15 protein-coding genes are annotated in these 13,242 nt (G+C 43.1%); all 15 read left to right on the top strand.

Going from position 1 to position 13,242, the window contains the following annotated elements:
- Positions 1-67 precede the first annotated feature (67 nt).
- The 15 genes from proB to DB729_RS00005 all read left to right on the top strand — a co-directional run bounded on the left by proB (position 68) and on the right by DB729_RS00005 (position 13,212).
- A complete protein-coding gene (proB, locus tag DB729_RS00075) occupies positions 68-1,177 on the top strand; it encodes a glutamate 5-kinase (RefSeq protein ID WP_244201067.1) in 1,110 nt (369 codons plus the stop codon).
- A 9-nt stretch (positions 1,178-1,186) separates the two neighbouring features.
- Positions 1,187-2,449, top strand: coding sequence for a glutamate-5-semialdehyde dehydrogenase (locus DB729_RS00070; protein ID WP_109289825.1), 1,263 nt, complete (start codon positions 1,187-1,189; stop codon positions 2,447-2,449).
- A gap of 3 nt (positions 2,450-2,452) precedes the next feature.
- On the top strand, positions 2,453-3,250 hold the full coding sequence (proC, locus tag DB729_RS00065) for a pyrroline-5-carboxylate reductase (protein WP_033584022.1): 798 nt from the start codon (positions 2,453-2,455) through the stop codon (positions 3,248-3,250).
- A 113-nt stretch (positions 3,251-3,363) separates the two neighbouring features.
- On the top strand, positions 3,364-4,002 hold the full coding sequence (gene tmk / locus DB729_RS00060) for a dTMP kinase (RefSeq protein ID WP_033584024.1): 639 nt from the start codon (positions 3,364-3,366) through the stop codon (positions 4,000-4,002).
- A complete protein-coding gene (locus tag DB729_RS00055) occupies positions 3,999-4,889 on the top strand; it encodes a DNA polymerase III subunit delta' (protein WP_033584026.1) in 891 nt (296 codons plus the stop codon). Before tmk ends, DB729_RS00055 begins: the two co-directional genes overlap by 4 nt.
- A gap of 36 nt (positions 4,890-4,925) precedes the next feature.
- Positions 4,926-5,243 carry a DNA replication initiation control protein YabA gene (gene yabA / locus DB729_RS00050; RefSeq protein ID WP_000358227.1) on the top strand — a complete coding sequence of 106 codons (318 nt, stop codon included), beginning with the start codon at positions 4,926-4,928 and terminating at the stop codon, positions 5,241-5,243.
- 2 nt (positions 5,244-5,245) lie between these two features.
- Positions 5,246-6,112, top strand: a complete 867-nt coding sequence (gene rsmI / locus DB729_RS00045; RefSeq protein WP_033584028.1) for a 16S rRNA (cytidine(1402)-2'-O)-methyltransferase — start codon at positions 5,246-5,248, stop codon at positions 6,110-6,112.
- Positions 6,113-6,257: 145 nt separating this feature from the next.
- Entirely contained in the window at positions 6,258-7,592 is a 1,335-nt protein-coding gene (gene trmFO / locus DB729_RS00040; protein WP_033584030.1) for a methylenetetrahydrofolate--tRNA-(uracil(54)-C(5))-methyltransferase (FADH(2)-oxidizing) TrmFO, read from the top strand.
- 83 nt (positions 7,593-7,675) lie between these two features.
- Positions 7,676-8,413, top strand: a complete 738-nt coding sequence (pyrH, locus tag DB729_RS00035) for a UMP kinase (RefSeq protein WP_000002996.1) — start codon at positions 7,676-7,678, stop codon at positions 8,411-8,413.
- A gap of 7 nt (positions 8,414-8,420) precedes the next feature.
- A complete protein-coding gene (frr, locus tag DB729_RS00030) occupies positions 8,421-8,978 on the top strand; it encodes a ribosome recycling factor (RefSeq protein ID WP_001262234.1) in 558 nt (185 codons plus the stop codon).
- Between the two features lie 60 nt (positions 8,979-9,038).
- A complete protein-coding gene (gene cvfB / locus DB729_RS00025) occupies positions 9,039-9,893 on the top strand; it encodes an RNA-binding virulence regulatory protein CvfB (protein WP_001095457.1) in 855 nt (284 codons plus the stop codon).
- A gap of 11 nt (positions 9,894-9,904) precedes the next feature.
- Positions 9,905-10,510 (top strand): GrpB family protein, encoded by a 606-nt coding sequence (locus DB729_RS00020; protein WP_109289826.1) that lies wholly within the window; start codon positions 9,905-9,907, stop codon positions 10,508-10,510.
- Positions 10,507-10,722 carry a YozE family protein gene (locus DB729_RS00015; protein ID WP_001232089.1) on the top strand — a complete coding sequence of 72 codons (216 nt, stop codon included), beginning with the start codon at positions 10,507-10,509 and terminating at the stop codon, positions 10,720-10,722. Before DB729_RS00020 ends, DB729_RS00015 begins: the two co-directional genes overlap by 4 nt.
- A gap of 80 nt (positions 10,723-10,802) precedes the next feature.
- The gene (locus DB729_RS00010; RefSeq protein WP_084872901.1) at positions 10,803-11,789 is read left to right on the top strand and encodes a PhoH family protein; all 987 of its coding nucleotides are present in this window, start codon (positions 10,803-10,805) and stop codon (positions 11,787-11,789) included.
- A gap of 74 nt (positions 11,790-11,863) precedes the next feature.
- Positions 11,864-13,212, top strand: a protein-coding gene (locus DB729_RS00005) for an IS3 family transposase (protein ID WP_109289924.1) whose coding sequence is annotated in 2 segments (ribosomal slippage) — positions 11,864-12,305 and positions 12,305-13,212 — 1,350 coding nt in all. Because the reading frame shifts where the segments join, the coding sequence is not laid out codon by codon here.
- The last annotated feature ends 30 nt before the right edge of the window (positions 13,213-13,242 follow it).

The following is a 13,242-nucleotide window of genomic DNA, read 5'->3' as shown; positions in this document are numbered from 1 at the left end:
TTCAAGTCTTTTCTATTTTAAAGTATTCATGTTATAATGGATAAATATGAAGAATCGGAGTGAGAATATGAAGTACAAACGAATCGTCTTTAAGGTGGGGACCTCCTCCTTGACAAATGAAGACGGGAGTTTATCAAGAAGTAAAGTAAAGGCAATTACCCAACAATTAGCTATGCTGCATGAGGCTGGGCATGAGTTGATTTTAGTCTCATCTGGGGCAGTAGCGGCTGGATTTGGTGCTTTGGGTTTTAAAAAACGTCCGACCAAGATTGCAGATAAACAAGCTTCGGCTGCAGTTGGTCAGGGACTTTTGTTGGAGGAATACACAGCCAACCTCCTCATGCGCCAAATCGTTTCTGCGCAAATTTTGCTGACCCAGGATGATTTTGTAGATAAACGTCGCTATAAGAATGCCCATCAAGCCTTGTCAGTATTGCTTCATCGTGGTGCAATTCCCATCATCAACGAGAATGACAGTGTCGTCATTGATGAACTCAAGGTTGGGGATAATGACACTCTGAGTGCCCAGGTAGCAGCTATGGTTCAAGCGGATCTTTTGGTTCTCTTGACTGATGTGGACGGCCTCTATACTGGCAATCCCAACTCAGATCCAACAGCTAAACGCTTGGACAAAATTGAGACTATCAATCGTGAGATTATTGATATGGCTGGTGGAGCAGGTTCGTCAAACGGTACTGGGGGTATGCTGACCAAAATCAAGGCTGCTACGATTGCTACGGAGTCAGGTGTGCCAGTCTATATCTGCTCTTCCTTGAAATCAGATGCCTTGATCGAAGCAGCGGAGGAGACTAGGGATGGTTCCTTCTTTGTTGCGCAAGAGAAGGGACTTCGTACCCAGAAACAATGGCTGGCCTTCTATGCTCAAAGTCAGGGAACGATTTGGGTAGATGGTGGAGCTGCAGAGGCACTTTCAAAAAACGGGAAAAGTCTCCTTTTATCGGGTGTTGTAGAAGTGGAAGGAAACTTCTCTTACCACGATATTGTCACAGTAGCAGATAAAGAAACAGGTCAATCTCTTGGAAAGGGACGTGTCCAATTTGGTGTCTCAGCCCTAGAAGATATGCTCCGTTCTCAAAAAGCTAAGGGAGTCTTGATTCACCGTGATGACTGGATTTCCATCACTCCTGAAATCCAGCTGCTCTTTACAGAATTTTAGAGGTGAACGATGGTAAGTACACAAGAACAATTTGAACAGGTACAGGCTGTTAAGAAATCAATCAATACTGCTAGTGAAGCAGTGAAAAACCAAGCCTTGCTAGCTATGGCTGATCACTTAGTGGCTGCTACTGAGGAGATTTTAGCGGCCAATGCCCTCGATATGGAAGCGGCCAAGGGGAAAATCTCAGATGTTATGCTAGATCGTCTTTATTTGGATGCGGGACGTATAGAAGCGATGGCAAATGGGATTCGTGAAGTGGTTGCTTTACCAGATCCTATTGGTGAAGTCCTAGAAACAAGTCAGCTTGAAAATGGCTTGGTTATTACTAAGAAGCGTGTGGCTATGGGGATCATCGGTATTATCTATGAAAGTCGTCCAAATGTGACATCTGATGCGGCTGCTTTGGCACTCAAGAGTGGGAATGCGGTTGTTCTTCGTAGTGGGAAGGACGCCTATCAAACTGCCCATGCTATTGTCACAGCTTTAAAGAAGGGCTTGGAGACGACTACCATTCATCCAGAGGTGATTCAACTGGTAGAAGATACCAGTCGTGAAAGTAGCTATGCTATGATGAAGGCTAAGGGCTATTTAGATCTTCTCATTCCTCGTGGAGGGGCTGGTTTGATCAATGCTGTGGTTGAAAATGCTATCGTGCCCGTTATCGAGACAGGAACTGGAATTGTCCATGTCTATGTGGATAAGGATGCCGATGAAGACAAGGCTCTGTCTATCATCAACAATGCTAAAACCAGTCGTCCTTCTGTCTGCAATGCTATGGAGGTCTTGCTGGTTCATGAAGACAAGGCAGCAAGCTTCCTTCCTCGCTTGGAGCAAGTGCTGGTTGCAGATCGAAAAGAAGCTGAGTTGGAACCAATTCAATTTCGTTTGGATAGCACAGCAAGTCAGTTTGTTTCAGGTCGAGCAGCTGAGGCTCAAGACTTTGATACCGAGTTTTTAGACTATGTCCTAGCTGTTAAGGTTGTGAGCAGTTTAGAAGAAGCGGTTGCGCATATTGAAGCCCACAGTACCCATCATTCGGATGCGATTGTGACGGAAAATGCTGAAGCTGCAGCTTACTTTACAGATCAAGTGGACTCTGCCGCGGTTTATGTCAATGCCTCGACTCGTTTCACTGATGGTGGCCAGTTTGGTCTTGGATGTGAGATGGGGATTTCTACTCAGAAACTGCATGCGCGTGGGCCTATGGGCTTGAAAGAGTTGACCAGCTACAAGTATGTGGTTACTGGTGATGGACAGATAAGGGAGTAAGAGATGAAGATTGGATTTATCGGTTTGGGGAATATGGGAGCTAGCTTGGCTAAGGCTGTTGTGCAGGCCAAGACGGGTGCTCAGATTCTCCTTGCCAATCGTAGTCAAGCAAAAGTAGATGCTTTCATTGCCAACTTTGGTGGTCAGGCTTCCAGCAATGACGAAATCTTCGCAGAAGCAGATGTGATTTTTCTAGGTGTTAAGCCTGCTCAGTTCTCAGACTTGCTTTCTCAATACCAGACCATCCTTGAAAAGAGAGAAAGTCTTCTTTTGATTTCCATGGCGGCTGGATTGACCTTGGAAAAACTGGCAAGTCTTCTGCCAAGTCAACACCGAATTATTCGCATCATGCCCAATACACCAGTGGCTATCGGCCAAGGAGTGATTAGTTACGCTTTATCAGAAAACTGTTGTGCTGAGGACAGGGAGCTCTTTTGTCAGCTTTTAGCCAAGGCTGGTCTCTTGGTTGAGCTGGGGGATGGCTTAATCGATGCTGCGACAGGTCTTGCAGGTTGTGGACCAGCCTTTGTCTACCTTTTTATCGAGGCTTTAGCAGATGCGGGTGTGCAGACAGGATTGCCCCGAGAAAGGGCCTTGAAAATGGCAGCCCAAACAGTAGTCGGCGCTGGGCAAATGGTTCTCGAAAGCCAGCAACATCCTGGAGTTTTGAAAGACCAAGTTTGTAGTCCAGGTGGTTCGACTATCGCTGGTGTAGCGAGTTTAGAAGCGCATGCTTTTCGAGGAACAGTCATGGATGCAGTTCAGCAAGCCTATAAACGAACACAAGAATTAGGTAAATAAGAGGTGGCTTTGACTGCCTCTTTTATAGTGCATGGAATAAGAAGACAAAAAGATTGTCACAAACCCCTATTTTTTTGATAGAATAGAAGTAGTAAAAAAGAAATGAGTTAGACATGTTAAAAGGATTTTTAGTCTCTCTTGAGGGACCAGAGGGAGCAGGCAAGACCAGTGTTTTAGAGGCTCTGCTCCCAATTTTAGAGGAAAAAGGAGTAGAGGTGCTGACGACCCGTGAACCTGGCGGAGTCTTGATTGGGGAGAAAATTCGTCAAGTGATTTTGGATCCAAGTCATACTCAGATGGATCCTAAAACGGAACTCCTTCTCTATATTGCCAGTCGCAGACAGCACTTGGTGGAAAAAGTTCTCCCAGCACTTGCAGCTGGCAAGTTGGTCATTATGGACCGCTTCATCGATAGTTCCCTTGCTTATCAGGGATTTGGCCGAGGCTTGGATATTGATGCCATTGATTGGCTCAATCACTTTGCGACAGATGGCCTCAAACCCGATTTGACACTCTATTTTGACATTGAGGTGGAAGAGGGGCTGGCTCGCATTGCTGCCAATAGTGATCGCGAGGTCAATCGTTTGGACTTGGAAGGCTTAGACTTGCACAAAAAAGTCCGTCAAGGTTATCTTTCTCTTCTGGACAAAGATGGAAATCGCATTGTCAAGATTGATGCGAGTCTTCCTTTGGAGCAAGTTGTGGAAACAACTAAGGCTGTCTTATTTGACAGAATGGGCTTGGATAAATGAAACAAGATCAACTAAAGGCTTGGCAACCAGACCAGTTTGACCGCTTTGTCCGTATCCTAGAACAAGACCAGCTCAATCACGCCTATCTTTTTTCAGGTTTCTTTGGAAGCTTGGAAATGGCGCAGTTTTTGGCTAAGAGCCTCTTTTGTAGGGATAAAGTAGGCGTTCTACCATGTGAGAAATGCCGAAACTGCAAGCTGATTGAGCAGGAAGAATTTCCCGATGTTACCTTGATTAAGCCAGTCAATCAGGTCATCAAGACAGAACGCATTCGGGAATTGGTGGGTCAGTTTTCCCAAGCAGGGATTGAAAGTCAGCAACAGGTCTTTATTATCGAGCAGGCGGAGAAAATGCATCCCAACGCGGCTAATTCTCTGCTCAAGGTCATCGAAGAACCCCAGAGTGAGGTTTATATTTTCTTCTTGACTAGCGATGAGGAAAAGATTTTACCAACTATCCGAAGTCGGACCCAAATTTTCCACTTTAAAAAGCAAGAAGAAAAGCTCATTCATCAATTAGAACAAGCAGGTCTCGTTAAGAAAAAAGCGACTCTTTTAGCACAGTTTAGTCAATCGCGTGCTGAAGCAGAAAAGCTGGCCAATCAAGCCAGTTTTTGGAATTTGGTGGATGAGAGTGAACGTCTGCTGACCTGGTTATTAACTAAGAAAAAAGAAAGTTATCTCCAAGTTGCTAAATTAGCCAACTTGGCAGATGACAAGGAAAAACAGGATCAGGTCTTGCGAATCCTCGAAGTGCTCTGTGGACAGGATCTCTTGCAAGCAAGGATTCGACAGATTCTACAAGATTTGCTAGAAGCTAGAAAAATGTGGCAAGCCAATGTTAGCTTTCAAAATGCCATGGAATATCTGGTCTTGAAAGAAATATAAACTCAATGAAGGATAAAGAAAGGAAAGGGCTGGTTTATGGATAAGAAAGAATTATTTGATGCGCTGGACGATTTTTCCCAACAGTTATTGGTGACCTTGGCCGATGTGGAAGCCATTAAGAAAAATCTCAAGAGCTTGGTAGAGGAAAATACAGCTCTTCGTTTGGAAAATAGTAAGTTGCGCGAACGCTTAGGCGAGGTGGAAGCAGATGCTCCCGTCAAGGCCAAGCATGTTCGTGAAAGCGTCCGACGAATCTATAAAGATGGTTTTCACGTTTGTAATGATTTTTATGGGCAACGCCGAGAGCAGGACGAGGAATGTATGTTCTGTGACGAGTTGTTGTACAGGGAGTAAGCATGCAGATTCAAAAAAGTTTTAAGGGGCAATCTCCCTATGGCAAGCTTTACCTAGTGGCAACGCCGATTGGCAATCTAGATGATATGACTTTTCGTGCCATTCAGACCTTGAAAGAGGTGGACTGGATTGCTGCGGAGGACACGCGCAATACGGGTCTTTTGCTCAAGCATTTTGACATTCCGACCAAACAGATCAGTTTTCATGAGCACAATGCCAAGGAAAAAATTCCTGATTTGATCGGTTTATTGAAGGCGGGGCAAAGTATTGCTCAGGTTTCTGATGCGGGTCTGCCTAGCATCTCGGACCCTGGTCACGATTTGGTCAAGGCAGCCATCGAAGAAGATATTGCTGTTGTCACAGTTCCAGGTGCCTCTGCAGGGATTTCTGCCTTGATTGCTAGCGGATTGGCGCCACAGCCACATATCTTTTACGGTTTCTTACCGAGAAAATCAGGTCAGCAAAAGCAATTTTTCGACTTGAAAAAAGATTATCCAGAAACTCAGATTTTCTATGAATCGCCCCACCGTGTAGCGGATACGTTAGAAAATATGCTAGAAGTCTACGGCGACCGCTCGGTGGTCTTGGTGAGAGAATTGACTAAAATCTATGAAGAATACCAACGAGGTACCATTTCTGAGTTATTAGAAAACATAGCTGAAACGCCACTCAAGGGTGAATGCCTTCTCATCGTTGAAGGCGTCAGTCAGGATGTGGAAGAAAAGGACGAGGAAGACTTGTTCTTAGAAATCCAAGCTCGTATCCAGCAAGGTATGAAGAAAAATCAAGCCATAAAGGAAGTTGCGAAACTCTACCAGTGGAATAAAAGCCAGCTCTATGCTGCCTACCACGACTGGGAAGAAAATTAAGAAAATGACTAAACAGGGAAGTTTGCCTTCTTCCCTTTTTTTGTTATACTAGTAAAAGAAAATTTAGAAAGATTTGTGGGTGTCAAACAGTCTAGTAGCTTGTTTTGATATGAACTTAGGTTCCACCCAAAGAGGTATTAGTGTCGTGTCTCAATCTTATATCAATGTTATCGGAGCAGGTTTGGCAGGTTCTGAAGCAGCTTATCAAATTGCAGAACGTGGTATTCCAGTTAAACTTTTTGAAATGCGTGGTGTAAAGCCTACACCCCAGCACAAAACAGACAATTTTGCAGAGTTGGTTTGTTCCAATTCCTTACGTGGGGATGCTTTGACCAATGCTGTCGGTCTTCTCAAGGAAGAAATGCGTCGCTTGGGTTCTGTCATATTGGAATCTGCTGAAGCTACACGTGTTCCTGCAGGCGGTGCCCTTGCGGTGGACCGTGATGGTTTCTCCCAAATGGTGACCGAAAAAGTGGCCAACCACCCCTTGATTGAAGTGGTTCGTGATGAAATTACAGAATTGCCGACTGATGTTATTACAGTTGTCGCTACTGGTCCTTTGACCAGTGATGCCCTAGCTGAAAAGATTCATGCCCTTAATGACGGTGATGGTTTCTATTTCTACGACGCGGCGGCGCCGATTATCGACGTTAACACCATCGATATGAGTAAGGTCTATCTCAAGTCTCGTTATGACAAGGGAGAGGCGGCCTACCTTAATGCGCCTATGACTAAAAAAGAATTTATGGATTTCCATGAAGCCTTGGTCGATGCGGAAGAAGCACCGCTCAATTCGTTTGAAAAAGAAAAGTACTTTGAAGGATGTATGCCAATCGAAGTCATGGCCAAACGTGGCATTAAAACCATGCTCTATGGTCCTATGAAGCCAGTCGGTTTGGAGTATCCAGAAGATTACACAGGACCTCGTGATGGCGAATTCAAAACCCCTTATGCAGTTGTTCAACTTCGTCAGGACAATGCGGCTGGTAGCCTCTACAATATCGTCGGTTTCCAAACCCACCTCAAATGGGGAGAACAAAAGCGTGTTTTCCAAATGATTCCAGGTCTTGAAAATGCTGAGTTTGTCCGTTATGGGGTCATGCACCGCAATTCTTATATGGATTCACCCAATCTTCTTGAACAGACTTACCGTTCTAAGAAACAGCCCAACCTCTTCTTTGCTGGTCAAATGACGGGTGTGGAAGGCTATGTTGAGTCAGCAGCTTCAGGCTTAGTTGCGGGTATTAACGCGGCTCGTCTCTTCAAGGGTGAAAGTGAGGCTATCTTCCCAGAGACCACAGCGATTGGAAGTCTGGCTCATTACATCACTCATGCAGATAGCAAGCATTTCCAACCGATGAATGTCAATTTTGGGATTATAAAGGAGTTAGAAGGCGAGCGTATCCGTGATAAGAAGGCTCGTTATGAAAAAATTGCAGAGCGTGCTCTTACCGACTTAGAGGAATTTTTAACGGTCTAATTTTTTTCAAAGAATTGCTCATGATACTATAAAAATCTTAGAAATTGTGATAAAATAGGTAGGATAAAAAAAGGAGAGTAAAAATGGCGAATCCCAAGTATAAACGTATTTTAATCAAGTTATCAGGTGAAGCCCTTGCCGGTGAACGTGGCGTAGGGATTGATATCCAAACAGTTCAAACAATCGCAAAAGAGATTCAAGAAGTTCATAGCTTAGGTATCGAAATTGCCCTTGTTATTGGTGGAGGAAATCTCTGGCGTGGTGAACCTGCTGCAGAAGCAGGAATGGACCGCGTTCAGGCAGATTACACTGGAATGCTTGGGACCGTGATGAATGCTCTTGTGATGGCAGATTCATTGCAACAAGTTGGTGTCGATACGCGTGTACAAACAGCCATTGCGATGCAACAAGTGGCAGAGCCGTACGTACGTGGACGTGCCCTTCGTCATCTTGAAAAAGGCCGCATCGTTATCTTTGGTGCTGGTATTGGTTCACCTTACTTCTCAACAGATACAACAGCAGCCCTTCGTGCAGCTGAAATCGAAGCGGATGCCATCCTTATGGCTAAAAATGGCGTAGACGGTGTTTACAATGCCGATCCTAAGAAAGACAAGACAGCTGTTAAGTTTGAAGAATTGACCCACCGTGATGTTATCAATAAAGGTCTTCGTATCATGGATTCAACTGCCTCAACCCTCTCTATGGACAACGACATTGACTTGGTTGTCTTCAACATGAACCAACCAGGCAACATCAAACGTGTCGTATTTGGTGAAAATATCGGAACAACAGTTTCAAACAATATCGAAGAAAAGGAATAAGAAAATTATGGCTAATGCAATTGTAGAAAAAGCTAAAGAGAGAATGACCCAGTCTCACCAATCACTTGCTCGTGAATTTGGTGGTATCCGTGCCGGTCGTGCCAACGCAAGCTTGCTAGACCGTATCCACGTAGAATACTACGGAGTCGAAACTCCTCTTAACCAAATCGCTTCAATTACCATTCCAGAAGCGCGTGTCTTGTTGGTAACACCATTTGACAAGTCTTCATTGAAAGACATCGAACGTGCCTTGAACGCTTCTGACCTTGGTATCACACCAGCTAATGACGGCTCTGTGATCCGCTTGGTTATCCCTGCTCTTACAGAAGAAACTCGTCGTGACCTTGCTAAAGAAGTGAAGAAGGTCGGTGAAAATGCCAAAGTAGCTATTCGTAACATCCGTCGTGATGCTATGGACGAAGCTAAGAAACAAGAAAAAGCAAAAGAAATCACTGAAGATGAATTGAAGACCCTTGAAAAGGATATTCAAAAAGTAACAGACGATGCTGTGAAACACATCGACGATATGACTGCCAATAAGGAAAAAGAACTTTTGGAAGTCTAAGAAATAAACAGAAAAACTCAGTTGGCATTGCTGGCTGAGTTTTATTCGAAAGAAGGAAATATGAATACAAATCTTGCAAGTTTTATCGTTGGACTTATCATCGATGAAAATGACCGTTTTTACTTTGTGCAAAAGGATGGTCAGACCTATGCTCTTGCCAAGGAAGAAGGTCAACATACAGTAGGGGATACGGTCAAAGGTTTTGCCTACACGGACATGAAGCAAAAACTTCGCCTGACAACCTTAGAAGTGACTGCGACTCAGGACCAATTTGGTTGGGGAACCGTAACAGAAGTTCGTAAGGACTTGGGTGTCTTTGTGGATACCGGTCTGCCTGATAAGGAAATCGTTGTGTCACTCGATATCCTCCCTGAACTCAAGGAACTCTGGCCAAAGAAGGGGGATAAACTCTACATCCGTCTTGAAGTGGACAAGAAAGACCGAATCTGGGGACTCTTGGCTTATCAGGAAGACTTCCAACGTCTGGCTCGTCCTGCCTACAACAACATGCAGAACCAAAACTGGCCAGCCATTGTATATCGTCTCAAGCTGTCAGGAACCTTTGTCTATCTACCAGAGAATAACATGCTTGGTTTTATCCATCCCAGCGAGCGCTATGCAGAGCCACGTTTGGGACAAGTCCTAGATGCGCGTGTCATCGGTTTCCGTGAAGTGGATCGTACTTTGAACCTATCCCTCAAACCACGTTCCTTTGAGATGTTGGAAAATGATGCCCAGATGATTTTGACCTACTTGGAAAGCAATGGCGGTTTCATGACCTTGAATGATAAGTCATCCCCTGAGGACATCAAAGCAACCTTTGGCATTTCTAAAGGTCAGTTCAAGAAAGCACTCGGTGGTTTGATGAAGGCTGGCAAAATCAAGCAAGACCAGTTTGGTACAGAGTTGATTTAGGTCTTATAGACATGATAAAGAAACTTGAAGAAATGAGTTTAGAGGAACTCTGGCAACTTTTTCCTATTTTTCTAGTAGAGCACAGGTCAGAGTGGAAAGACTGGTATGAATCGGAAAAAACAAGTCTGAAAAAAATATTGGGTGCAAATGTTATTAAAAGAATAGAACATATCGGTAGCACTGCTATCCCTAATATTTGGGCCAAAAATATCGTTGATATTCTGTTAGAAGTAGGTAGAATAGAGGATTTAGCAAGAGTTAGGGATTTATTGGTGAAGAATGGTTGGCTACTGATGTCGGAGAGTCCTAACAGGATTTCGCTAAATAAAGGATACACAGAGCAGGGATTTGCTGAGAAAGTTTTTCATTTACATTTGCGAATGACGGGAGATCATGACGAGATTTATTTTAGAGATTATCTCTGCCAGCATCCAGATATTGCCCAAGCGTATCAGGAATTAAAACTAAGTTTGTGGAAAAAATTTGAACACAATCGAGACGCCTATACAGATGCGAAAACAGATTTTATAAACCACTACGTTTCAGAGGCTAAGTCCAGTAATTTTCAAGAATCAGAAAAATTTCATCAAAAAAGTTTTGATAGGAGAAAGAATTGAGAAAATCATTTTACACTTGGCTCATGACCGAGCGCAATCCGAAAAGTAATAGCCCAAAAGCCATCTTGGCAGACCTCGCTTTTGAAGAGTCATCCTTTCCAAAACATACAGATGATTTTGATGAGGTGAGTCGCTTTTTGGAGGAGCATGCCAGTTTCTCTTTTAACCTAGGAGATTTTGATGCCATCTGGCAAGAGTATTTAGAACACTAAAGACAATGAGATGAGGCTAGTATTTTATTGTTCTCTTTGCTATAATATAAAGAAATAAACGGATTAGAGAGGTTCTTTATTTGAAGGAACATTCAATAGACATTCAACTAAGTCACCCAGATGACTTGTTCCATCTTTTTGGTTCCAATGAGCGCCATCTTCGTTTGATGGAAGAAGAGCTTGATGTGGTGATTCATGCCCGTACGGAGATTGTCCAGGTTTTGGGCGAAGAGACTGCCTGTGAAGAAACCCGTCAGGTTATCCAAGCCTTGATGGTTTTGGTGAATCGGGGGATGACGGTTGGGACACCAGATGTGGTGACTGCGATTAGCATGGTCAAAAACGATGAAATCGACAAGTTTGTCGCCCTTTACGAAGAAGAAATTATCAAGGACAATACTGGGAAACCGATTCGTGTCAAAACCTTAGGTCAAAAACTTTATGTGGACAGTGTCAAACAGCATGATGTGACCTTTGGAATCGGACCAGCAGGGACAGGGAAGACCTTTCTTGCAGTGACTTTGGCCGTGACTGCTCTTAAACGTGGGCAGGTTAAGCGGATTATCCTAACTCGTCCAGCAGTTGAGGCAGGAGAGAGTTTAGGTTTTCTTCCGGGTGATCTCAAGGAAAAGGTGGATCCTTACCTTCGACCAGTTTATGATGCCTTGTATCAGATTCTAGGCAAAGACCAAACGACTCGTCTCATGGAGCGTGAAATCATTGAGATTGCACCCCTTGCCTACATGCGTGGACGGACCTTGGATGATGCCTTTGTCATTCTCGATGAGGCACAAAATACGACTATCATGCAAATGAAGATGTTCTTGACGCGTTTAGGTTTTAATTCTAAGATGATTGTCAATGGAGATATCAGTCAGATTGACCTGCCGCGTAATGTCAAGTCCGGTTTGATTGATGCCCAAGAAAAGCTTAAGAACATTCACCAAATCGACTTTGTTCATTTTTCAGCTAAGGATGTGGTTCGTCATCCAGTTGTCGCTCAGATTATCCGAGCTTATGAACCAGCTCCAGTTAAGGTTGAAGAAAAGAACCAAGAAACAGAATAGCAAAAAAAGCAGTTCATTTTGAACTGCACCCCAAAAGTTAGACAGAAAGAATCTAACTTTTGGGGTGTTTTATTATGAAATTGAGTTATGAAGATAAAGTTCAAATCTATGGACTAAGAAAACAAGGATATAGCTTAGAGAAGCTTTCAAATAAATTTGGGATAAACAATTCTAATCTTAGGTACATGATTAAATTGATTGATCGTTACGGAATAGAGTTCGTCAAAAAAGGGAAAAACCGTTATTACTCTCCTGAATTAAAGCAAGAAATCATCAATAATGTTTTGATTGAAGGTCGTTCCCAACTAAGCGTATCTCTGGATTATGCTCTCCCAAGTAGTGGATTACTTTCGAATTGGCTGGAACAATACAGGAAAAACGGGTATACTATTGTTGAGAAAACAAGAGGGAGACCGTCTAAAATGGGACGTAAGCCAAAGAAGAGACCTGAAGAAATGACAGAATTAGAACGTCTTCAAGCAGAAAATGAGTACCTGAGAGCGGAGAATGCCATTCTAAAAAAGTTGAGAGAACTCCGATTGAAGGAGGAAAAAGAGAAAGAAGAAAAACGGAAATTGTCCGAGGATTGGTAACAGAGTTTTCTTTAAATATTCTTCTAAAGATTATTAAGCTTGCCCGTTCAACCTATTATTACCACTTAAAACAGCTATATAAACCAGATAAGAATCAAGATATTAAAATTGAAATTCAGTCAATTTATCGTGAGCATAAAGGAAATTATGGTTATCGTCGGATTCACTTAGAACTAAGAAATCGTGGTTATTCGGTCAATCATAAAAAAGTCCAACGTCTGATGAAAGTCCTTGGTTTAGTGGCTCGAATTCGTCGGAAACGGAAGTATTCTTCCTACCAAGGAGAGATTGGCAAGAAGGCAGAGAATCTTATTCAACGCCAATTTGAAGCAGCCAAACCGATGGAAAAGTGCTACACAGATGTGACAGAATTTGCCATTCCAGCAAGTGCTCGCAAGCTTTACTTATCACCAGTTTTAGATGGCTTTAACAGCGAAATTATTGCTTTTAATCTTTCTTGTTCGCCTAATTTAGAACAAGTACAAACGATGTTAGAACAGGCATTCACAGAGGAGCATTACGAAAATACAATTCTCCATAGCGATCAAGGCTGGCAATACCAACACGATTCTTATCATCGGTTCCTAGAGAGTAAGGGAATTCAAGCATCTATGTCCCGCAAGGGCAACAGCCCAGACAATGGGATGATGGAGTCCTTCTTTGGCATTTTGAAATCCGAAATGTTTTACGGCTATGAGAAGTCGTTTCAGTCGCTTAAGCAATTGGAACAAGCCATTGTAGACTATATCAATTACTACAACAATAAAAGAATTAAAGTCAAACTAAAAGGACTTAGTCCTGTGCAGTACAGAACTAAATCCTTTCAATAATTATTTGTCTAACTTTTTGGGGTCAGTACA

This window comes from Streptococcus halitosis (assembly GCF_003143695.2).
Classification (GTDB): domain Bacteria; phylum Bacillota; class Bacilli; order Lactobacillales; family Streptococcaceae; genus Streptococcus; species Streptococcus halitosis.
Note: the sequence above shows the minus strand (reverse complement) of the source record. Positions and strands in the feature narration are given on the sequence as shown.